Source organism: Streptomyces sp. NPDC058239, assembly GCF_042882185.1.
Classification (GTDB): domain Bacteria; phylum Actinomycetota; class Actinomycetes; order Streptomycetales; family Streptomycetaceae; genus Streptomyces.
Genome location: NZ_JBHVWS010000005.1, coordinates 178,056 through 199,030, shown reverse-complemented (window position 1 = coordinate 199,030; position 20,975 = coordinate 178,056). Strand labels below are relative to the sequence as shown.

Here is a 20,975-nt window from a genome sequence, read left to right as displayed (position 1 = left end):
CCATGAAGGTTCAAGGGTCTGTCGCTTTCGTCACCGGAGCAAACCGCGGGCTCGGTGAGCAATTCGTGCGGACGCTCTTCGAGGCCGGAGCAGCCAAGGTCTACGCGGGATCCCGCGACCCCGGAAAGGTCACCGTGCCCGGGGCGATCCCGGTCGCAGTGGACATCACCGACCATGAATCCGTGCGGGCGGCAGCCGACCGAGCCCAGGACGTGACACTCCTTGTCAACAACGCCGGTTCGACGACCCGGGCCGACGTGCTCGCGGCTGACCTGGACGCGTTCCGGACGGAGTTCGAGACACACGTTCTCGGCACCCTCGCCATGAGCAGGTCCTTCGCCCCCGTTCTCGGACGCAACGCCGGCGGCGCGGTGGTCAATGTTCTGTCCGTGCTGTCCTGGGTATCGATCCCGGCCAGCGCGGGATACTCCGCGGCCAAGGCCGCCGAATGGTCGGTCACCAACGCCTTGCGCGTGGCCCTCGCCGAACAGGGCACGCAGGTCACCGCCCTGCACGTCAGCTACATGGCGACGGACATGACCGCGAATCTGACCGCTCCGAAGTCCGATCCCGCCGCGGTGGCCCGCGCGGCCCTCGACGGTGTCGAGGCCGGACTGTACGAGGTGCTCGCCGACGACGCCAGCAAGCAGGTCCAGGCAGCGCTGGCCAAGGGCCCGGAGGCGTTGTATCCGCAACTGGCAGGCCGCCCGGCACTGATCTGACCCACTTGTCCGCAGCACCGCAGGGCATGCACCCCGCCCTCTGCAGGAGGCCGTGAAGCGGCTGCTCAGCGAAGGGCGTGGGTCCTGGACGCCATCCTTCTGATTCGACGCGGACGCGCAGACCGCCCGGGCGTAAGCTTCGCTCAGCATGGACGCAACGGGGGCGGAGCGCATGACGGCTGAGTCAACACCGAGGTGGGGGTCGACCCTCGATTCGGTCGTGGTGTACGCGCAGGGCGCGGTCTGCCGGCGCCTGGCCCGGGGCGGCGTGTCGCCTGACGGCCGGGTGCGGGTGACAGGGCTGCCCCGCTCGCTGGACCCGGGCTCGTTGCGGGCCCGTGTCCTGGGCGCCCCCGGGGTGCGCGTCACCGAGGCCCGGGTGGAGGTCGAGGCCGAGCCGCTCGTCACGGGCACGCCCGACGCGTTGCGGCGCGAGGTCGAGCGGCTGAGGGACGAGTACGCGGCGGCACAGGGACGCCGGGACCGACAGCTGAGCCTGATCGAGGAGGTCGGGGCTCTCCACCCGGTCCCACCTGCCCGCAGGCGCGAGGACCCGCACCGCCGCACCCCGGTCGACGCGTGGCTGGAGCTCGCCGACTTCGTCGATGAGCGGCTGACGGGACTGCACAACCGCCTCGTCGAGCTGGAGGAGGCACTGCGCAACGTCGAGCACGAGTTCACCGTTGCCGCCGACAGGCTCGCCCGCGCCTCCACCGACGCGCCGTCAGCGCACGTGGAGACCACGGTCTGCGCGGTCCTGACCCTCGACGGCACCGGTGATGCGGAGGTGGAGCTGGAGCTGGAATACGGGGTGCCGGGCGCCGTCTGGGTGCCGGCCTACCGTCTCACTCACCGTCAGGGCGACGACAGCGGCCGTCTGGTGCTGCGCGCCTCGGTCGCCCAGCGGACCGGCGAGGACTGGACCGGCGTGCGCATCGCCCTGGCCACCGCCGATCTTCGGCGCCGCACCGGCCTGCCGAGGCTCCGCTCGATCCGGATCGGACGCAGTCAGCCCGCCCCCGCGCCTTCTGGCTGGCGCGAGCCCCCGGCCGGGCTCGTCGACCTGTTCTCCGGGTACGACGCGGCAGGCCCCGGACCAGCCACGACCGCCGCACCCGCGGCTGTCGGGGCCGGCTCCGCGTCCGGTCCCGTTCCGCCGCCACCGCCTCCCCCGCCGCCGGCACCGCAGGGCTACGGCGGTCCGCCGGCCGCGCTACCGGCGCCCGGCGTCGCTCCCCCGGAAGTCTTCGGCGGCGGGATGCCCGCCCTCGCGCAGCCGGCCGGGTCGCGACCGGGCGACAGGCCTCGTACCGGCGGCGGTTCCTTCGCGGGTGCCCCCGCCCCCATGGCGCCCGCGGCTCCTGGCCGGGCTGCGCCGCCGCCCCCTCCGGCACCGGTGGCCGGCCCGCCGCAGCCGAGCGGCGCCGAGCTCGACTATGCCGCCCTTGTCCTGTGCGGCCCCGACGAGCAGGGCGGTCGCAGAGGCCGGCTGTTTCCCGACTCCCCCTTCGACCCGGTGGCGGCCGAGTACCGCCGCCGCGCCGAAGCGGTGGCCGCGCTGCCGTTGCCCGGACAGGCCGTGCGGCCCCGCGAGTCGGCGGGTTCCTTCGACCACCGCTTCGATGCCACCGCCCGCGCCGACATTCCGTCGGACGGCACCTGGCACACCGTCACCGTCGGCGAGATCCCGGTCGGCCTGCGTACCGAGTACCTCTGCGTGCCGTCCGTGGAGCAGACCGTGTACGCGACGTTGGTGCTCTCCAACGCCACCGACCAGGCACTGCTGGCCGACCCGGTGGAGGTCACCGTCGACGACGACTTCCTGCTGACCGCCGCACTGCCCACGCTCGCCCCCGGCGGTGTCCGCCGGGTGGGGCTCGGGCCGGCCGAGGGCATCCGGGTCACCCACCGTACGAACCTGCACGAGTCGACCTCGGGCCTGCGCAACAACACCACCGTGCTCGACCACCGCGTCCACGTGGAACTGGCCAACCGGCTCGCGAGGCCCGTCACCGTGGAAGTCCGCGAGCGGGTGCCGGTCACCTCCGATCCGGACGTCCGGATCGAGGAACGGGCCGACTGGACGGCACCCGAGGAAGGCGCGGGGCCCGATCGCCATGCGCCGGGCACCCGCGTCTGGCGACTGGAACTGCCCGCAGGCGCCACCGCCGCCCTCGACGGCGGCTACGAGATCCGCATCCCGACCGGCAAGGCCCTGGTCGGCGGCAACCGCAGGAGCTGACACACGCCATGTCCACGGCCCCGAAGCCGATCGCCCTCCCCGTCACCGCCGTCACGTGCCTCGAGGATCGCGCCCACATCGAGCGCGCCGTCGTGCTCGACCTGGAGGCCGGGGTCCAGCGGCTGCGTCTCGGGCCGGTCAGTGCGCTGGCCGTCGACCGGACCCTCCATGCCGAGCTGACCGCCGATCACCCCGCGACCGTGCTCGACGTGCGGATCGTCCGCAGCTGGACACCGCGCGGGCCACAGCCGTCCACCGACGACGACTCCGCCCTGCGCCACCGCGTACACATCCTCGAAGAGGAGCGGCTGGCCCTGGGGCAGCGACGCGACCGGCTGCATGCCCGCCTCGACCTGCTCGGCCGCCTCGCCGCCGATCTGCTGCGGGAGATCGGCGAAGGCGCCGGCTCCGGGGAGACCGAACGGCCCCGCTGGGCCCGCGAACTGGACCGGGTGGACGACGAGCGTGACGCGCACGGCGAGCAACTCCGCACAGTGGACGCCCGGCTGGCCGCCCTCGCTGTCGAACTCGGTGAAGCCCAGCGGGCCATGCATCTCTCCGAGGAGGAACCCGCCGAGCTGGTCGGCCATATCGAGTTGACCGTGGAGGCCGCGGCCGCCGGGCCGGTCGGGCTGCGCCTGAGCCACCTCACCCCGTGTGCGCTGTGGCGGCCCGCCTACCGGGCCGTGCTCGACGGGGACTCCCTGGCGCTGGAGACCGACGCGATGGTCTGGCAGCGCACCGGTGAGGACTGGTCGGACGTACGGCTGACGTTGTCGACGGCCCGCTCGGCGCTGGCCACCGATCCGCCATGGCTGGGCGAGGACCGGCTGACGCTGAAGGACCGCTCCGCAGCGGAGCGCCGCACGGTCGACGTCGAGCTGCGCGAGGAGGAGATCGGGGCCCTCGGACCGGCCCCGGTGCTCGGCCTGCCGGGGGTGGACGACGGCGGCGAAGCGCGGGTGTTGAGATCCCCCTCGCCGGTCTCGGTGCCCGGTGACGGCCGCGCCCACCGAGTGCTGCTCTCCGCGTTCACCACGGCCGCGCGCAGTGAGTACGCCTGCTCACCGGAGTTGTCCCCCCTGGTCACCCAGGTGGTGCGGTTCGACAACGTGTCCGGCCACGCGCTGCTCGCCGGGCCCGTGGACCTGATCCGCGGCAGCGGATTCAGCGGCCGCGGCACGCTGGACTTCACCGCCCCCGGCGCCCCCGTCGAGCTGGCCTTCGGCAGCCGCGACGACTACAGGGTGGTCCGGCATGCCGAGGAGTCCCGCGACACCGCCGGTATCACCCAGCGGACCGTGGTCACCCGCACGGTCCGACTGCACCTGTCCCGGTTCTCCGCCCCCGGGGAGCACGGCGAGCGGGTGGTCGTCCTTCGGGAGCGGATCCCGGTCTCCGAGGTCTCGGCGGTGGAGATACGCCTGCACAAGGATTCATGCTCCCCGGCGCCCGACGTGGTCGACGCCGAGGGCATCGCCCGCTGGGACGTCGCCCTCCCGCCCGGCGGCCGCCGCACGGTCACCCTGGTCTACGAGCTGTCGGCGAGCGCCAAAGTCACCGGGCTCTGAGTTCGGTGGGCCGTTGCCCGCCTGCTGGTGCAGGCCTGATCTTGGCTCCCGCCCCCAGCCGGGGCCGTCTCGCCCACCCGAAGGACATGAGGGCCGGTCACCGCTGGGGCCGCCGGTACGCGGCCTGTCGCCCGGTCGCTGCCGGCCGCTGCGAGGGCGGCCTCCCACCTGCCGACAGCACGTACGCCTCGACGTGTTCCTCGGCGGCCGGACGCACCGGGTCGGGCTGCTGGTTCCGCCGGCGGCTCGGCTACCGGGACCCCACGGTCATCACCAAGCTTCCCCACCGGCCGGATCTCCGGCAAGGGCATCGGGGACGAAGTGCCCCGGGCCGCCGCCCGCGCCGGCCTCCCGGCCCCGTCCGAGCTGCTGTCCGACCTCCCGTTCCGCTGGAGCGGGGACAGCCTCCACCGCGCCGACGGCGATGTAGCGCCGCTCCGGGTAGTCCTGGATGCGGTGCGCGGCCCTCGATACGAGGCGTTCCTAGCCGATCCCGTACGCAACCATCGGGCCCCACGCCACGAGTCCGAGCTGCACAGAGGAGCGGATCATGAGCGACGCACGTTGTCTCCGCCCACTCACCGGGCCGGCAGACCCCGGCCCGGGGCCTCGGCTCGCCGGGCCCGAACGAGCACGCCGCCGCGCCCGAGAACTCGCCGCCCCCTCCTTGCGGACAGCGAGCAAGCACTGGGCCAGGTCCCGTACGTCCAAAACCTGCGGGAACTCTTCCCCCCTCCCGGCCCAGGACAACACCCGAACCCTCACAACCCCTCACACCTCCCGGGCAGCCTCGACGAGCAGCAACCCTGTATTGACGAACGGCAAGGTCGGCTTCGGTTCGCTGTAGCAAGGGGCGGCCGAGGCTCGAAGTCGTCCTGGGTCGCTGCGCCCCACAGGCGCTGTTCATGGAGTTTTCCGGGGCCTCTCGTGGTCCCTGGCCAGGCGGTGCCCTGAAAGGTCTGCTCCCAGCCCCCGGGACCGCGTGCCCGGAGCCGGTGGAAGGTAAATACGTCGACAGCGCCCCTCCGCGCCCGGCAAAGTGGCCGCTCGTGACGAGCAGTGAACTGTGGACCCGTGCGACCGCCGACCGTTACGACGCCGAGGAGAGCAAGATGTCCTCGGGCGCTGTTCTCGGACCGACTCTCGATTTCCTCACCGAACTCGCCGGAGACGGCCGGGCACTGGAATTCGCCATCGGAACCGGACGAGTGGGCGTCCCGCTCCGGGAACGCGGCGTGCCGGTAGTGGGCATCGAACTGTCCGAGCACATGGCAGCGGTCCTGCGACGCAAGATCGACGAAGGCACGCTCCCGGTCACCGTCGGGGACATGGCCACAACTACCGTCCCTGGCAAGTTCACCCTGGTCTATCTCGTCTACAACACCATCACGAACCTGCTCACGCAGGACGAGCAGGTCGAGTGCTTCCGAAACGCCGCACGGCACCTGACGCCTGGAGGCCGGTTCGTCATCGAGCTGGGCGTGCCGGCGCTGCGGTTCCTGCCGCCCGGGCAGGTGGCGGTGCCGTTCGACGTCTCCGAGCGGCATCTCGGCTTCGACACCTTCGACCTGGTCGAGCAGATCCTCGTCTCGCACCACCTCACCCGCGACGGCGACGACGGCCGCTACCGCCGCAGCAGCTCCCGGCACCGGTACGTGTGGCCGGCGGAGCTCGACCTCATGGCACGGATCGCGGGGCTGGAGCTGGAACTGCGCGTTGCGGACTGGGACAGGGCGCCGTTCACCCAGGACTCCGCGAAGCACATCTCCGTGTGGCGCAAGCCGGCCTGAGTCGAGCCCCTCCCCAGCCCCCATCGGCCGGGCCGGGAACGATGAGGCCAGGCACAACAGGCCGGGCCGCACTTGATCATTCCGAACACTGTACCGGCGCCTTGGCTGTCGTACCAGGGCGGTACGGTCCCCTCCCGTGACATCAGGTGCAAGGGTGGGGGCGTGTGATGGATCCGCATGTGGGTCGGCCCTGAAGTCATGGCACCACCGGGCCTACCCGAGGAACGACAACCGGACCTGACGGTTGGGATTATCCCTGTTCGTGTCGACCAGACACACCGACTGCCACGTCCCCAGTTCCAGCCGCCCCCCGATCACCGGCAGCGTTGCGTGCGGCGGGACGAGGGCGGGGAGTACGTGGTCGCGGCCGTGGCCGGGGCTGCCGTGGCGGTGTTGCCAGCGGTCGTCGGCGGGAAGCAGGGTGTGGAGGGTGGCCAGGAGGTCGTCGTCGCTGCCCGATCCGGTTTCGAGGACGGCGATGCCGGCGGTTGCGTGCGGTACGAAGATGTTGAGCAGACCGTCCCTGGCGGCGGTCCGGCTGAGGAACTGTTGGCAGTCGCGCGTCAGGTCGGTGACGGTCTCCGTCGATCCGGTGGTGATGTGCAGGATGCTGGTGGTGAAGGCGTGGGGCATGCCTCCATCCTCTCGCTCATGCGGCGAGATCACGCGTCCACGTGCCGAGACACCATTGACCGTTTCAGCCGTGGATCGCTACGTTCAGCGCCATGTTCCGTTCAGCTCTGCTCACTTCGCGCGGTCACATCGACCTGCTGCGGGTGGCTTCCGCCGCGTGTCGTCGCGGCTGCTGACGTCCTTTCAGCGCACCTCCCCCGCCGGTGACCGGGCGCTCCGGCCACCCGTTCCCGCTGCCGTACGTGCCTGTTCGCATGTGCCCCGGCGTATTCCGTCTCGTCGACCGCGTGTCGTAGCCCCTGTGCCGTAACGGCAGCAGTGGTTCGCGCACGCGTGTGACCGGGGCGCACCTCCTCCTGTCCGTGGACTGCTCGTGGAGCCCTCATGACCATCGGCCATGCTCTCGCCCCACCGGATATATCATCAGAATCCGGTAAAATATCTGTTTCATCCTCCAGTCGGCCGCTCGATCTCGAGCCGGTTGTTCCGGCCTCTGCCCGGGGTGTGCGCCTGCGGGCGGTGCCCCGTTGGATCCGGCGTACCGTCGGGCCGTTGCTGCTTCTCGTGCTGTGGCAGGTACTCAGTGCCACCGGGTTCCTGCATCCCGATGTACTCGCATCGCCCGGCACCATCGCCCGTGCCGGGGCAGATCTGACCGCGGACGGCACGCTGACGTCGGCGATGGGGATCTCGTTGCAGCGGGTGGCCGTGGGGCTGGTGCTCGGCGGTCTCGTCGGCACGGCACTTGCGCTGGTTTCCGGGCTCTCACGGCTCGGCGAGGATCTCGTGGACGCGAGCGTGCAGATGCTGCGCACCGTTCCGTGGGTCGGGCTGATCCCGCTGTTCATCATCTGGCTCGGGATCGGTGAGGCTCCGAAGGTGGCGCTCATCGCGCTCGGTGTGGCTTTCCATCTGTATCTCAATGTGTACGCGGGCATTCGCGGGGTCGATGCCCAGCTCATCGAAGCCGGTGAGTCGTTGGGGCTCGGCCGATGGGGTCTGATTCGGCATGTGGTGCTGCCGAGCGCGCTGCCCGGGGCGATGACGGGGCTGCGCTATTCGCTCGCCACGGCATGGCTGGCGCTGGTCTTCGGCGAGTCCGTCAATGCCGATGCCGGGATCGGCTTCCTGATGAATCAGGCCCGGGAGTTCTTCCGTACCGACGTCATCGTCGTCTGCCTGATCGTCTATGCCTTCCTCGGCCTCGCCGCCGATGTCATCGTCCGCATACTCGAAAGGCTGCTGCTGCAATGGCGACCGACCTTCACGGGGCAGTGAGCTCCCCCGCTGCGGCCGACCGGCCCGAGACCGCCGTGCGGGTGGAGGGGCTGACCCGCTCCTTCGACGGCAGGGCCGTCGTCGACGGGCTCGATCTCACCCTGCGCGCCGGTGAGTTCACCGCACTCCTCGGACGCAGCGGCTGCGGGAAGTCGACACTGCTGCGGGTGCTTGCCGGGCTGGACCGTGAGATCGAGGGCACTGTGCTCGTACCCAAGCGGCGCGCCGTTGCCTTTCAGGCGCCTCGGCTGATGCCGTGGAAGCGGGTCTGGCGCAATGTGCTCCTGGGACTGCCAGGAAGGCCCGAACGGGCGGTTGCCGAGCGCGCGTTGGCGGAGGTCGGGCTCGATGAGCGGTCCGGGGCGTGGCCCAGGACGCTCTCCGGGGGTGAGGCACAGCGCGCCTCGCTGGCTCGGGCGCTGGTGCGTGAGCCCGATCTGCTGCTGCTCGACGAACCGTTCGGCGCACTCGACGCGTTGACCCGGATCAAGGCTCAGCAGCTGGTGGCCGAGCTCTGGCGGCGGCGCGGCTGCGCCGTGCTGCTGGTCACACACGACGTGGACGAGGCGCTGCTGCTGGCCGACCGTGCGCTGGTGATGCGGGACGGAGCGATCGCGTACGAAACTCCCGTCGCCCTGGACCGGCCGCGCACCGTGGGCAGTCCCGAGTTCGCCGCACTGCGCTCGCGGCTGCTGACCGAACTGGGTGTCGAGAGTGCCGCCGCTCCCGCCGAAGCCGCCTGAACAGTCATCCGCCTGCCACCGATTTCCAGCATGCCCCGATGAAGGAGAAGCCGATGAGAAGCCGTACCCTGCCCGCCCTGCTCCTCCCCCTCGCTCTGCTGCTGGCCGGCTGCGGCGGGGCCACGTCCGCCTCGACCAAGGACAACACCGACGGCAGGGGCAGCGTCACCCTCAATGTCGGTGACCAGAAAGGTGGTTACGAGGCAATCCTGCGCGCCTCCGGCGAGCTGGACGACCTCGACTACCGGATCAAATGGTCGACCTTCACCTCGGGCCCACCCCTCCTTGAGGCGGTCAGCGCCAAGGCTGTGGATATCGGGGGCGTCGGCAACACCCCGCCGGTCTTCGCCGCGGGTTCCGACTCCGAGATCGTCGTGGTGGGTGCCGGCCATGGCTCGTCGGCGGGCGAGGCGGTCGTGGTCCCGAAGGACTCGCCGCTGCGGAATCCGGCGCAGCTCAAGGGCAGGTCGATCGCCGTGGCTCAGGGCAGTTCGGCCCACTACCAGCTGGTGGCCTCGCTGAAGAAGGCGGGGCTCGGCATCTCGGACGTGAAGCTGAAATACCTTCAGCCGGCCGATGCGCTGGCCGCGTTCAGCCGGGGCAAGGTCGATGCCTGGGCCATCTGGGATCCGTACACCTCGCAGGTGCTCCGCAGCACGAAGGCCCGGGTGCTGACCACAGGTGAGGGCATTGTGAACGGTCTCAGCTTCCAGGTGGCCTCGCCCTCCGCGCTGAAGGACGCCGAGAAGTCCAAGGCCATCGGTGACCTGCTGCTCCGTCTGCAGCGGGCGCAGGGCTGGGTGTTCAAGCACCCGGAGGCGTGGGCGAAGGTCTGGGCGAAGGAGACCGGGCTGCCGTACGAGGTGGCCCTGGACGCGGTCAAGCGCAGCTACGGGACCCGGGTGCCCGTTGCCATCGATCCTGCCGCGATCGCCTCCGAGCAGGCGATCGCCGACACCTTCGCCGATCTGAAGCTCATTCCGCGGCGCTTCACCTTCAAGGACTACGTCGACACCCGTTTCAACCGCGATCTGCCCCCGTCCTCCGCAACTCCCCGTTCGTACGGAAAGGCCTCGTCGTGAATGTTCATCTGCACTGGTTCCTGCCCACCGGCGGTGACGGACGTACGCTCGTCGACCGGCACGCGTACACCGACGGCGGGATCAGGCGGGACCGGATCACTCCGGTGAGCGGGGTGCGCGCGCCCGACATCGAGTATCTGGCGCAGATCGCCAAGGCCGCCGAGCAGTTGGGCTTCGAGGCGGTGCTGACGCCCACCGGCACCTGGTGCGAGGACGCCTGGCTGACGACAGTGGCACTGGCTCAGCACACCGAGCGGCTGAAGTTCCTGGTGGCGTTCCGGCCGGGTGTGATCTCGCCGGTGCTCGCGGCGCAGATGGCCGCGACGTATCAGCGGATCACCCGGGGACGGCTGCTGCTCAATGTGGTGACGGGTGGCGACTCGACTGAGCAGCGGCGGTTCGGCGACCATCTGGACCACGACCGGCGCTATGCGCGGACCGCCGAATTCCTCTCGGTGGTGCGCGGTGCGTGGAGCGGGCGGCCTTACGACTTCGACGGTGAGCACTACCAGGTGGAGGGCGGACTGACCGCGCTGCCGCCGGACCCGCTGCCGGACATCTTCTTCGGCGGGTCGTCGGCAGCGGCCGGGCCGGTGGCCGCCGCGCATGCCGATGTCTATCTGACCTGGGGCGAGCCACCGGCCGCGGTGAAGGAGAAGATCGGCTGGATCCGCGGGCTGGCGGAGGAGCAGGGCCGTACGGTCCGCTTCGGTATCCGGCTGCACACCATTTCCCGTGACTCGTCGCGGGAGGCGTGGGCGACGGCCGACCGGCTGCTGGGCGATCTCGACCCCGAGACGGTCGCCGCCGCTCAGCAGGCGCTGGGGCGGAGCGAGTCGGTCGGGCAGCAGCGGATGCTGGCGCTGCACGGCGGTTCACGCGACAAGCTGGAGATCTCGCCGAATCTGTGGGCGGGCGTCGGTCTGGTGCGGGGCGGTGCGGGCACCGCGCTGGTCGGGAGTCATGCGGAGGTCGCCGACCGGATCGAGGAGTACCACGCACTGGGTGTGGAGCACTTCGTGCTGTCCGGTTACCCGCATCTGGAGGAGGCGTACTGGTTCGGCGAGGGCGTGACGCCCGAGCTGGCGGCGCGTGGTCTGCTGTCGACCGTACCGGCGTCGCCGTTGCTCGGTGTGCCTGCGGCGAACGGCAGGCCGGCGTCCGCGCCGGGCGGGGCTCCGCTGCTGATCGCCGGTGGACGCTGATCCTGGTGCTGCGGTGAGCCGGAAGGCCGGGCCGGCGGGCCGGTGCGTCGCCGTGCCGGTGTGTCGGCCGGTGTGAGGGAACCGCTATGGATCGCGGGAAGATCCTCACCCCCGAAGAAGTTGGTAGAAACGTGAACAACTTCGGGGTGGCCGCAACGCACACGGTCGATGTCGTCGTGGTGGGCGCCGGACAGGCAGGACTGTCCGGCGCCTACCATCTGCGACGCGCAGGAATGGAGCCCGACCGTGATTTCGTCGTACTCGACCACGCCCCGCGCCCCGGCGGCGCCTGGCAGTTCCGCTGGCCCTCGCTGACGTACGGCAAGGTCCACGGCATGCACGCCCTGCCCGGCATGGAACTCACCGGAGCCGACGTCAGCCGGCCCTCCTCCGAAGTGATCGGTGAGTACTTCGACATGTACGAGCGCGCCTTCGACCTGCGGGTTCACCGGCCGGTCGAGGTGAGCGCCGTGCGCGAGGGCGACGGCGGGCGGCTGCTCGTCGAGACGTCCGAGGGTACGTACGCCACCCGTGCCCTGATCAACGCCACCGGCACCTGGGACCGGCCGTTCTGGCCGCGCTACCCGGGCCAGGAGAGCTTCCGGGGGCGGCAGCTGCACACCGCGAGCTACCCGGGGCCCGCCGAGTTCGCCGGGCAGCGCGTGGTGGTGGTGGGCGGCGGCGCCTCCGGTACGCAGCATCTGATCGAGATCGCCGAGGTGGCGGCCGCGACGCACTGGGTGACACGTCGGCCGCCGGTCTTCCGGGAGGGGCCGTTCGGCGCGGACCAGGGGCGGGCCGCCGTGGCGATGGTGGAGGAGCGGGTGCGGCGCGGGCTGCCGCCGCAGAGTGTGGTGAGCGTGACCGGGCTGCCGCTCACCGACGCGATCCGGCGCGCCCGCGAGGAGGGGGTGCTCGACCGGCTGCCGATGTTCGACCGGATCACGCCGACCGGGGTCGCGTGGGACGACGGCCGGACCGTCGAGGCCGATGTCATCCTGTGGGCGACCGGATTCCGGGCCGCCATCGATCATCTCGCGCCGCTGAAACTGCGCGAGCGGGGCGGCGGCATCCGGGTCGAGGGCACACAGGCGGTACGGGACGAGCGCATCCATCTCGTCGGGTACGGGCCGTCCGCCAGCACGATCGGCGCCAACCGGGCGGGGCGGGCCGCGGTGCGTGCGATCACACGGCTGCTGGACAAGGCCGGCCCGGAGACCGAAGCGGAGACGGAAACAAGGACGGACGAGGAACTCACGCCGACCGTGGTGTGACGCCGCAGCGGCTCAGCCGCCGGACGCGCTGCGGCGGTTGCGGTTGAACTCCTCCACGTTCCTCTGCTGCTCCGCATAGCTGGCGGTGAAACGAGTGTCCCCCGGCGCGACCGTGACGAAGTACAGCCACGGTCCGGGGGTGGGGGTGATCGCCGCCATCATCGCCTGCTCGCCCGGGTTGCCGATGGGTGTGGGCGGCAGCCGCTTGCGCTCATAGCTGTTGTACGGACTGTCGATCTTGGTGTCGCCGGTGGTGGTGTCCAGGGTGCTGCGGTTCAGCGCGTAATTGAGTGTGGAGTCCATCTGGAGCGGCATGCCCCGGTCGATCCGGTTGTAGATGACCCTGGCGACCTTGCCCATGTCGCCCTCGGTGTCCGCCTCGGCCTGCACGATGCTTGCGATCGTCACCGTCTGGTACACCGAGACGCCGTTGCGCCGCGCGCCTGCGGTGATGTGGTCCGCGCCGAAGCGTTCGACCGCCGTGTCGACCATGTACCTGAGCAGGCTCTGCGGGGTGGAGTCGGAGGTGACGGGGTACGTCGCCGGGAAGAGGTAGCCCTCGGGATTGCCCTTCGCCTCGGCCGGAAGCGGCAGATCTGCCGTACCGGCCGCCTTCTCGGTGGTGCCGGATGCCACGGCCAGGATCTTGTCGACTGCGGCGTACACCTGGGACGCCCGCCACCCCTCGGGGATCACGAGCGGGCGAGCCTGCTCGACCTTCGGCCCCCGCGTCAGCAGCGGCACGAGGACAGCTGCTGCCACGACGAGGACAAGGGCGATGCCGATGAGCAGCACCAGACGACCGCGCCGGGTCGGGCGGAGAGTGCGACGGGGCGGGGTGTCCGGGGACTCGTTCACCATGCGGGCACGCTATCCCGCCGTTCGGAACCCCCACCCGGACGACACGGGTCCACACTCCATGAACAGAACACACGAACAGGGGATCGGGTGTTCGCTGGAACGCGTGATCGTTTCGCTGTTCGTTGCTCAACTCCCCTGCGGCAGATGATGATTACAGGGCGCAAGCGACGGGCTGCAGACCGCGACTGCGCAGTCCCACATATGCACCATGTACAAGGAGAAACACCGGATGAACCTCATCACCAACCTGCTCGCCGGCATCGTCCACTTCGTGGGTTGGCTCGTCTGACCATTGCTCCGCCCGGCGCCGTCGCTCCCCGTCCCACGGGAGTGGCGGCGTCGCCGCGTGTACGGCCTCGGCAGGGGCACGCCCGACCAGCCGATCAGCTTGGCGCGGGGGCCAGTTCACTGTCCCGCCGGACCAGGGCGGCATAGCGGCCGTCCTGTTGGAGGAGTTCGTCATGACTGCCGCGCTCGGCGGTTCGGCCGCCGTCCAGGACAACGATCTGGTCGGCGTCGCGGACGGTGGAGAGCCGGTGGGCGATGGTGATGGTGGTGCGTCCCGCGGAGAGTGCGTCGATCGCTTCCTGTACGGCGAATTCCGTACGGGTGTCGAGGGCGCTCGTGGCCTCGTCGAGCACCAGGACGGGCGGGTCGCGCAGGATCGTACGGGCGATGGCAAGGCGTTGCTTCTCGCCGCCCGAGAAGCGGTAGCCGCGTTCACCGACCAGGGTGTCGTAGCCGTCGGGCAGTGAGGCGATGTGGTCGTGGATCTGCGCCGCACGGGCGGCTGCCTCGATTTCGGCGTCGGTCGCATCCGGCTTGGCGAAGCGCAGGTTGTCGGCGACCGAGGCATGGAAGAGATACGTCTCCTGAGAGACCACACCCACGGCCCGCGCCAGGGTGTCGAAGTCCAGATCGCGCACGTCGACACCGTCGAGCGTGACCCGGCCGCCGGTGACGTCGTAGAGCCTGGGCACCAGATAGCTGAGCGTGGACTTGCCGGACCCGGTCGGTCCGACGACCGCCAGGCTGCCACCGGCCGGCACGGTCACATCGACGCCGCTGAGGGTCGGGCCGCTCTTCTCGTCGTAACTGAAATCGACGTCCTCGAAGCGGATCTCGCCTCGGATCTTCTCCAGCCGGACAGGGATCTCGGGCTCGGTGATGTCCACCTCGAGATCGAGGTATTCGAAGATCCGCTGGAAGAGCGCGAGTGACGTCTGCATCTGCACCCCGGTGGAGAGCAGGCTCACGGCGGGCCGGAAGAGACCCTGCTGAAGCGAGACGAAGGCGACGAGCGTACCGATGGAGACGGCGGGGCCGCCGGACTGCAGGGCCATGCCCGCCGCCCAGTAGATGACGGCGGGCATGGCGGCCATGACGATGCCGATCGTCGACATCCGCCAGCGCCCGGCCATGCTGGAGCGCACTTCGAGGTCGACCAGCTTCTCGGACTCCTCGGCGAAGCCCTTGGTGAGGGAGTCCGCCCGGCCCATCGTCCGGCCGAGCAGGATGCCGCTGACGGAGAGCGACTCGGTGACCGTGGCCGCCATGGCGGCCATCTGCTTCTGCCGCTGGGTGGTGATCTTCTTGCGCTCACGGCCGACCCTGCGGCTGATCCAGACGAAGACCGGAAGCAGGAGGAGCGAGACGAGGGTGAGCCGCCAGTCGAGCGCGAGCATGGCGACGACCGTGGCGACGACCGCGGTGAGATTGGAGACCAGTGACGTCGCGGTGGAGGTGACGGTCGCCTGCATGCCGCCGATGTCGTTGGCGATGCGGGACTGCACCTCGCCGGTGCGGGTCCTGGTGAAGAAGGCGAGCGGCATCCGCTGCAGCTGCGCATAGACCGCGGTGCGCAGGTCATGCATCACACGCTGGCCGACCGTGGTGGAGATCAGAGTCTGCAGGACACCGAAGACGCTGTTCATCACGGCGGTGAGGATCATGCCGAGGGCGAGCAGCGACAGCAGACCCGTACGCCCCTGCGGGATGGCGGTGTCCAGGATTTCGCGCAGCAGGAACGGCGAGGCGACCGACACCAGCGACGAGGCGCCGACGAGCAGCCCGACCAGGGCGAGCCGGCCTCGGTAGGGACGGAAGAGGCGCAGGATGCGGCGCAGCTCGGTGGGCGGGCTACTCCCGTCCCGGGGCGGGGGTGTCCAGGTGATTTCGTCGGGTTTCATGGGCTCCTTCGTCGGGCGCACGACAGCGAGGAATCAGACTGAGGACTCAGCCCGGGGACTCAGGCTGGGGGACTCGAACTTTTGAGAGCATAGCTCATTGTTACCTATGCTCACAATGCACTAGGTCCTGATATTGTTCCCCTCATGGACTCCTCCGACGCCGATGGCGTGCTCGCCGAGCAGTTGCTGCGGGTGACCCGCAGGCTCCAGCGGATTCAGAGCCGCCAGCTGGAGCCGATCGGCATAACTCCCGCACAGTTCCGACTGCTCCGCACCGTCGCGCATTACGACGGGCCGCCGCGGATGGCGGACCTCGCACAGCGCCTGGATGTCGTCCCTCGTGCCGTGACCAGTCTGGTCGACGGCCTGGAGGTGAGCGGCCGGGTGCGTCGCGCCCCCGATCCGGACAGCCGCCGGGTGGTCCGTATCGAAATCACCGAGGAGGGCCTCGCCACCCTCCGGTCGCTGCGCGACGCGCGCCGGGCCGCCGCGGAGGAGATCCTGGCCCCATTGACCGCCGATCAGCGCGAGGTGCTCGGCGGGCTGTTGTCCGCACTGGTCAACGGAATGCCGGAGCGCCGCTGCTGAACCCGTGCGGCACGCATACGCCGGATGGGTGCCGTGTGTGCCGTCGCCGTACCGAGTACCGAACCGAACCGAACCGCCGAGGAGAGCTGGACATGCCACTGCTGGAGCCGAAGCCGGAAGCACTCCGCCCTGGTGCGGTGCGTACCCCGTCCCTGGACCGGGTCCCCGACCGGCAGGCTCCGGGCACGCCCGAACCGCTGCGCGGCGAGCTGATCGACCTGCTGGGGCCGGAGAAGGTGCTGTGGAAGGTCTCCGACCTGGTGAAGTACGCCTCCGATGCCAGTCCCTACCGGTTCATCCCCCAGGTCGTCGTGGTCCCGGAGGACATCGACGACATCTCGGCGATCCTGTCGTACGCGCACGGCAAGGGCCGCGAGGTCGTCTTCCGGGCGGCCGGCACCAGTCTGAACGGCCAGGCCCAGGGTGAGGACATCCTTGTCGACGTGCGCCGGCACTGGGCGGGCATCGAGGTCCTGGACGACGGCGCGCAGGCCCGCATCCGGCCGGGTACGACGGTCCTGCGGGCCAACGCCACCCTCGCCCGGCACGGCCGGCTGCTGGGGCCCGATCCGGCCAGCGCCATCGCCTGCACGATCGGCGGAGTCGTCGCCAACAACGCCTCCGGAATGACCGCGGGAACGACCCGCAATTCGTACCGCACCGTCTCCTCCCTCACCTTCGTACTGCCGAGCGGCACGGTCGTCGACACCGCGGATCCGACAGCGGACGAGGACCTGGCCCATGCCGAGCCGCGGCTGTGCGAGGGGCTGCTGGCCCTCAAGGCGGAGATCGAGGCGGATGCCGGGCTCACCGCCCGGATCCGTGCCAAGTACGAGATCAAGAACACCAACGGCTACCGGCTCGACGCCTTCCTCGACGGCTCGACGCCCGTACAGATCCTGCGCGGTCTGATGGTGGGCTCCGAGGGCACCTTCGGCTTCATTTCCGAGGTCGTGTTCGACACACTGCCGCTGGACCGCCACATCTCCACGGCCCTGCTGTTCTTCCCCTCCCTCACCGCCGCGGCGGCCGCCGTGCCCCGCTTCAACGAGGCGGGGGCGATCGCCGTCGAGTTGATGGACGGCAATACGCTGCGTGCGTCGGTGAGCGTCCAGGGCGTGCCGGCGGACTGGGCCGAGCTGCCCAAGGAGACCGCGGCACTGCTGGTGGAGTTCCGGGCTCCGGACGAGGCGGGCCAGGAGGCCTACGAGCGGGCGGCGGCGACCGTCGTCGAGGGGCTCGACCTGGTCGCACCCGTTGCCTCGGTGACCAATGAGTTCACGCGCGAAGCCAAGGTCATCTCCGGCTACTGGAAGGCCCGCAAGGCGTTCGTCACCGCGGTCGGCGGCTCCCGGCCTTCGGGTACGACGCTGATCACGGAGGACTTCGCGGTGCCGCCCTCCCGGCTGGCCGATGCCTGCGAGGCCCTGCTCGGACTTCAGGCGGAGCACGGCTTCGACGCCGCCGTCGCCGGCCATGCGGCGCACGGCAATCTGCACTTCCTGCTCGCCTTCGACGCGGCGAAGCCGTCCGATGTCGACCGCTACGCCGCGTTCATGGACGACTTCTGCCGGCTGACGGTGGAGCGCTTCGACGGCTCCTTGAAGGCGGAGCACGCCACCGGCCGGAACATCGCCCCCTTCCTGGAGCTGGAGTGGGGCCCGAAGGCGACCGAGCTGATGTGGCGCACGAAGCAGATCATCGACCCCGACGGGGTGCTGGCGCCCCGGATCGTGCTCGACCGCGACCCGAAGGCCCATCTGCGCGGGCTGAAGACCATCCCCGGGGTCGAGCTGATCGCCGACCCGTGCATCGAGTGCGGCTTCTGCGAACCGACGTGTCCCAGCGAGGACTTGACCACCACTCCGCGCCAGCGGATCGTGCTGCGGCGGGAGATGATGCGGCAGCCGGACGATTCACCGGTGGAGGCGCAGCTGCTCGACGCATACGGCTACGACGCCGTCGACACCTGCGCGGGCGACTCGACCTGCAAGCTCGCCTGCCCGGTCGGCATCGACACCGGCGCCATGATGAAGGACTTCCGCCACCAGCGGCACTCGCCACGCGAGGAGCGGATCGCGGCGCTCACCGCGAAGAACTTCAAGGCGGTGGAGGCGGCGGCACGGCTCGCGGTCGCCGCCGCCGACCGGATCGGCGACCGGATCGGTGACGGGCCGCTGGAGAGGCTCACCGGGCTCGCCCGCAAGGCCGTGCGTCCCGATCTGGTGCCCGAGTGGCTGCCCGAGATCCCCGGCGCCGCCGCCCGGAAGCTGCCCCGTACCTCCCGTGTCGGGGCGAGCGCTGTCTATTACCCGGCGTGTGTGAACCGTATCTTCGGCGGTCCCGAAGGCCATCGCGGCCCGTCGCTGCCGCAGGCCGTCGTCGCCGTCTCCGCCCGCGCCGGAAAGCCGGTATGGATCCCGGACGATGTCGCGGGGACCTGCTGCGCGACGATCTGGCACTCCAAGGGGTACGACGCGGGCAATGCCGTGATGGCCAACCGCATCGTGGAAGCGGCCTGGGGCTGGACGGCGGGCGGCAAGCTGCCGCTGGTCGTCGATGCCTCGTCGTGCACGCTGGGCATCGCCCATGAGGTGGTTCCCTATCTCACCGACGACAACCGGGAGTTGCACCGGGAGCTGACCATTGTCGACTCCCTGGTCTGGGCGGCCGACGAACTGCTTCCTGAGCTGACAGTCCTCCGCAAGATCGACTCGGCGGTCCTTCATCCGACGTGTTCCATGCAGCATCTGGACGACGTGGAGCAGCTGCGCACGGTCGCGGAGGCCTGCGCGGAGGAGGTCGTGATCCCGGACGACGCCGGGTGCTGCGCCTTCGCGGGTGACCGCGGCATGCTGCACAAGGAGTTGACGGCCTCCGCGACGGCGAAGGAGGCCGCCGAGGTGAATGCGCGGGAGTACGACGCGTATCTCTCGGCCAACCGGATGTGCGAGATCGGTATGGACCGGGCCACGGGACAGTCGTACCACTCGGTGCTGATGGAGCTGGAGCGGGCCACCCGGCCGGGGGCTGTGGTGCGGTGATCACCGGGGCCGTCCGGCGCCCGATTCGTCCTCGGCGGGCCGGCGGGCCCTACGACGCTCTCAAATAGCCGGGCGGGCTCACTTTCCGAGCCCGCCCGGCTTTTGCGTGGGCACAAAAGTCCATGGTTTCGAAGCAGGAGTCCAATCGCTCCCCTTGCGCATCAGCAGTCCCAACTACCAAGGTCCTTACCGAGGTTCATTCACCAGCCGCGCACGTCAGACCCCCCTTCTGGAGGATCGATGAACGACGCAGCACAGCAGGACGACGGTACGCAGGACGGCGACGAAGGCTCGATGAGCCGCCGCTCGGTCCTGTGGACGACCGCCTCGGCGGCCGGTGCCGGGCTCGGACTCGCCGGTCTCAGCAGCGGCACCGCGGCCGCTGCCGCTCCCACCCGGAGCCCGGAGGCCACTGCCGCGGGACAGGCGGTCGCTCCGAAGCGCCAGGGGCGCACCATGGTTGGGGTGCCGTTCGACCGGCGCTCCACCGTCCGGGTCGGCATCGTCGGCCTCGGCAACCGCGGTGGCAGCATGATCGATCTATTTCTCGCCGTCACCGGCGTACAGGTCGTCGCCGTGTGCGACCCGGTCAAGGCCAAGGCCGAACGGGCGGCGGCGAAGGTGACAGCCGCCGGCCAGCCGGCGCCCGCCGTCTACACCAACGGCGAGGACGACTACGAAAATCTCTGCAAGCGCGGGGACATCGACTTCGTCTATGTGGCGACGCCCTGGGACTTCCACTTCGAGATGGCGAAAACCGCCATGCTGAACGGCAAGCATGTCGGCGTGGAGTGTCCGATCGCTCTCCAGCTCGACCAGCTCTGGGAGTTGGTCGACCTCTCCGAGCGCACCAGACGCCACTGCATGCAGCTGGAGAACTGCTGTTACGGGCAGAACGAGATGCGGGTGCTGCGCATGGCGCATGCCGGTCTCTTCGGCGATCTGCTGCACGGCGCGGGCGCGTACAACCACGATCTGCGCGGCCTGATGTTCGACCCGGGGTACTACGAAGGTCCCTGGCGCAGGCTCTGGCACACCCGGTTGCGGGGCGATCTCTACCCCAACCACGGGTTCGGTCCGGTCGCCAACTACATGGACATCAACCGTGGCGACCGTGCGGTGAGCATCACCAGTGTCGGATCCCCGTCCCTGGGGCTCGCCGAGTACCGCGAGAAGAACATGCCGGCCGGTGATCCGAGCTGGAAGGAGACCTATATCGAGAGCGACCGGACGATCAGTCTCGTCCAGACCGCCAAGGGACGGGTCATCCGACTGGAGCACGATGTGTCCACTCCGCATCCGTACTCGCGGATCAACAGTCTCGGCGGTACGAAGGGTGTCTTCGAGGACTACCCGGCCCGTATCTACATCGAGCCCGACCACACGGACGACAACTGGGGTGACTTCGCCAAGTACGCCGAGTGGGACCACTGGCTGTGGAAGGAACACGCCAACCCGCCCGGCGGTCACGGCGGTATGGACTACATGCTGGTGTTCCGGCTGATGCAGTGCATGCGGCTCGGCCTCGTCCCCGACTTCGATGTGTACGACGCGGCGACCTGGACGTCACCCGTTCCGCTCAGCCATCTGTCCATCAAGGCGAAGGGCGCGCCGCAGCAGATTCCGGACTTCACCCGCGGTGAGTGGAAGAAGGCCCGCTCCGGCATGGACTCGGAGAATCCGGAAAAGGCCTGACGGGCCGGCACGACGGGCTGCGGGGCCTCCGGTCGAACCGGCCCCGCAGCAGCTCCCC

General features: G+C 70.0%; 16 protein-coding genes. 13 read left to right on the top strand and 3 right to left on the bottom strand.

The genetic code is table 11. The annotated features are described in order from the left end of the window. The first annotated feature begins 2 nt into the window (after positions 1–2). From ACFVYE_RS09590 to ACFVYE_RS09575, 4 genes are all read left to right on the top strand, one after another. Entirely contained in the window at positions 3–722 is a 720-nt protein-coding gene (locus tag ACFVYE_RS09590; RefSeq protein WP_383961439.1) for an SDR family oxidoreductase, read from the top strand. 172 nt (positions 723–894) lie between these two features. Beyond that, positions 895–2,964 carry a DUF4139 domain-containing protein gene (locus ACFVYE_RS09585; protein WP_389604874.1) on the top strand — a complete coding sequence of 690 codons (2,070 nt, stop codon included), beginning with the start codon at positions 895–897 and terminating at the stop codon, positions 2,962–2,964. A gap of 8 nt (positions 2,965–2,972) precedes the next feature. Further along, positions 2,973–4,535, top strand: coding sequence for a DUF4139 domain-containing protein (locus tag ACFVYE_RS09580; protein ID WP_383961445.1), 1,563 nt, complete (start codon positions 2,973–2,975; stop codon positions 4,533–4,535). 1,049 nt (positions 4,536–5,584) lie between these two features. Beyond that, on the top strand, positions 5,585–6,325 hold the full coding sequence (locus ACFVYE_RS09575; RefSeq protein ID WP_383961447.1) for a class I SAM-dependent DNA methyltransferase: 741 nt from the start codon (positions 5,585–5,587) through the stop codon (positions 6,323–6,325). Between the two features lie 213 nt (positions 6,326–6,538). Here ACFVYE_RS09575 and ACFVYE_RS09570 read toward each other — a convergent pair whose 3' ends face one another. Further along, on the bottom strand, positions 6,539–6,958 hold the full coding sequence (locus ACFVYE_RS09570) for a secondary thiamine-phosphate synthase enzyme YjbQ (RefSeq protein WP_383961450.1): 420 nt from the start codon (positions 6,956–6,958) through the stop codon (positions 6,539–6,541). A gap of 92 nt (positions 6,959–7,050) precedes the next feature. On the opposite strand from ACFVYE_RS09570, the gene ACFVYE_RS09565 reads away from it, so the two are divergent. The 6 genes from ACFVYE_RS09565 to ACFVYE_RS09540 all read left to right on the top strand — a co-directional run bounded on the left by ACFVYE_RS09565 (position 7,051) and on the right by ACFVYE_RS09540 (position 12,540). Beyond that, entirely contained in the window at positions 7,051–7,134 is an 84-nt protein-coding gene (locus tag ACFVYE_RS09565) for a putative leader peptide (RefSeq protein ID WP_350692898.1), read from the top strand. A 208-nt stretch (positions 7,135–7,342) separates the two neighbouring features. Then, positions 7,343–8,236: an ABC transporter permease gene (locus ACFVYE_RS09560; protein ID WP_389604871.1), complete on the top strand. Its 894-nt coding sequence runs from the start codon at positions 7,343–7,345 to the stop codon at positions 8,234–8,236. Next, positions 8,209–8,979 (top strand): ABC transporter ATP-binding protein, encoded by a 771-nt coding sequence (locus tag ACFVYE_RS09555; RefSeq protein ID WP_383961456.1) that lies wholly within the window; start codon positions 8,209–8,211, stop codon positions 8,977–8,979. Before ACFVYE_RS09560 ends, ACFVYE_RS09555 begins: the two co-directional genes overlap by 28 nt. Positions 8,980–9,032: 53 nt before the next feature. Next, positions 9,033–10,061, top strand: a complete 1,029-nt coding sequence (locus tag ACFVYE_RS09550) for an ABC transporter substrate-binding protein (RefSeq protein WP_383961459.1) — start codon at positions 9,033–9,035, stop codon at positions 10,059–10,061. Further along, positions 10,058–11,266 carry an LLM class flavin-dependent oxidoreductase gene (locus ACFVYE_RS09545; protein ID WP_383961462.1) on the top strand — a complete coding sequence of 403 codons (1,209 nt, stop codon included), beginning with the start codon at positions 10,058–10,060 and terminating at the stop codon, positions 11,264–11,266. The genes ACFVYE_RS09550 and ACFVYE_RS09545 overlap by 4 nt, the downstream gene beginning before the upstream one ends. Positions 11,267–11,397: 131 nt before the next feature. After that, positions 11,398–12,540 (top strand): NAD(P)-binding domain-containing protein, encoded by a 1,143-nt coding sequence (locus tag ACFVYE_RS09540; protein ID WP_389604946.1) that lies wholly within the window; start codon positions 11,398–11,400, stop codon positions 12,538–12,540. A 12-nt stretch (positions 12,541–12,552) separates the two neighbouring features. Here the strand turns inward: ACFVYE_RS09540 and mltG are convergent, their stop codons facing one another. Both mltG and ACFVYE_RS09530 read right to left on the bottom strand, forming a co-directional pair. Continuing rightward, positions 12,553–13,401, bottom strand: a complete 849-nt coding sequence (mltG, locus tag ACFVYE_RS09535; protein WP_383961465.1) for an endolytic transglycosylase MltG — start codon at positions 13,399–13,401, stop codon at positions 12,553–12,555. A gap of 383 nt (positions 13,402–13,784) precedes the next feature. Further along, positions 13,785–15,590, bottom strand: a complete 1,806-nt coding sequence (locus ACFVYE_RS09530) for an ABC transporter ATP-binding protein (protein ID WP_383961468.1) — start codon at positions 15,588–15,590, stop codon at positions 13,785–13,787. Positions 15,591–15,734: 144 nt separating this feature from the next. On the opposite strand from ACFVYE_RS09530, the gene ACFVYE_RS09525 reads away from it, so the two are divergent. The 3 genes from ACFVYE_RS09525 to ACFVYE_RS09515 all read left to right on the top strand — a co-directional run bounded on the left by ACFVYE_RS09525 (position 15,735) and on the right by ACFVYE_RS09515 (position 20,917). Then, positions 15,735–16,178, top strand: a complete 444-nt coding sequence (locus ACFVYE_RS09525; RefSeq protein ID WP_383961471.1) for a MarR family winged helix-turn-helix transcriptional regulator — start codon at positions 15,735–15,737, stop codon at positions 16,176–16,178. 92 nt (positions 16,179–16,270) lie between these two features. Beyond that, entirely contained in the window at positions 16,271–19,222 is a 2,952-nt protein-coding gene (locus ACFVYE_RS09520; protein WP_383961473.1) for an FAD-binding and (Fe-S)-binding domain-containing protein, read from the top strand. Positions 19,223–19,462: 240 nt separating this feature from the next. Then, positions 19,463–20,917, top strand: coding sequence for a Gfo/Idh/MocA family protein (locus ACFVYE_RS09515; RefSeq protein WP_383961476.1), 1,455 nt, complete (start codon positions 19,463–19,465; stop codon positions 20,915–20,917). Positions 20,918–20,975 lie beyond the last annotated feature (58 nt).

Excerpts from the sequence above, each read along its gene's own strand:
- ACFVYE_RS09590 (WP_383961439.1), top strand. The coding sequence starts at position 3 with ATGAAGGTTCAAGGGTCTGTCGCTTTCGTCACCGGAGCAAACCGCGGG.
- ACFVYE_RS09585 (WP_389604874.1), top strand. The coding sequence starts at position 895 with ATGACGGCTGAGTCAACACCGAGGTGGGGGTCGACCCTCGATTCGGTC.
- ACFVYE_RS09580 (WP_383961445.1), top strand. The coding sequence starts at position 2,973 with ATGTCCACGGCCCCGAAGCCGATCGCCCTCCCCGTCACCGCCGTCACG.
- ACFVYE_RS09570 (WP_383961450.1), bottom strand. The coding sequence starts at position 6,958 with ATGCCCCACGCCTTCACCACCAGCATCCTGCACATCACCACCGGATCG.
- ACFVYE_RS09565 (WP_350692898.1), top strand. The coding sequence starts at position 7,051 with ATGTTCCGTTCAGCTCTGCTCACTTCGCGCGGTCACATCGACCTGCTG.
- ACFVYE_RS09560 (WP_389604871.1), top strand. The coding sequence starts at position 7,343 with ATGACCATCGGCCATGCTCTCGCCCCACCGGATATATCATCAGAATCC.
- ACFVYE_RS09555 (WP_383961456.1), top strand. The coding sequence starts at position 8,209 with ATGGCGACCGACCTTCACGGGGCAGTGAGCTCCCCCGCTGCGGCCGAC.
- ACFVYE_RS09550 (WP_383961459.1), top strand. The coding sequence starts at position 9,033 with ATGAGAAGCCGTACCCTGCCCGCCCTGCTCCTCCCCCTCGCTCTGCTG.
- mltG (WP_383961465.1), bottom strand. The coding sequence starts at position 13,401 with ATGGTGAACGAGTCCCCGGACACCCCGCCCCGTCGCACTCTCCGCCCG.
- ACFVYE_RS09530 (WP_383961468.1), bottom strand. The coding sequence starts at position 15,590 with ATGAAACCCGACGAAATCACCTGGACACCCCCGCCCCGGGACGGGAGT.
- ACFVYE_RS09525 (WP_383961471.1), top strand. The coding sequence starts at position 15,735 with ATGGACTCCTCCGACGCCGATGGCGTGCTCGCCGAGCAGTTGCTGCGG.
- ACFVYE_RS09520 (WP_383961473.1), top strand. The coding sequence starts at position 16,271 with ATGCCACTGCTGGAGCCGAAGCCGGAAGCACTCCGCCCTGGTGCGGTG.
- ACFVYE_RS09515 (WP_383961476.1), top strand. The coding sequence starts at position 19,463 with ATGAACGACGCAGCACAGCAGGACGACGGTACGCAGGACGGCGACGAA.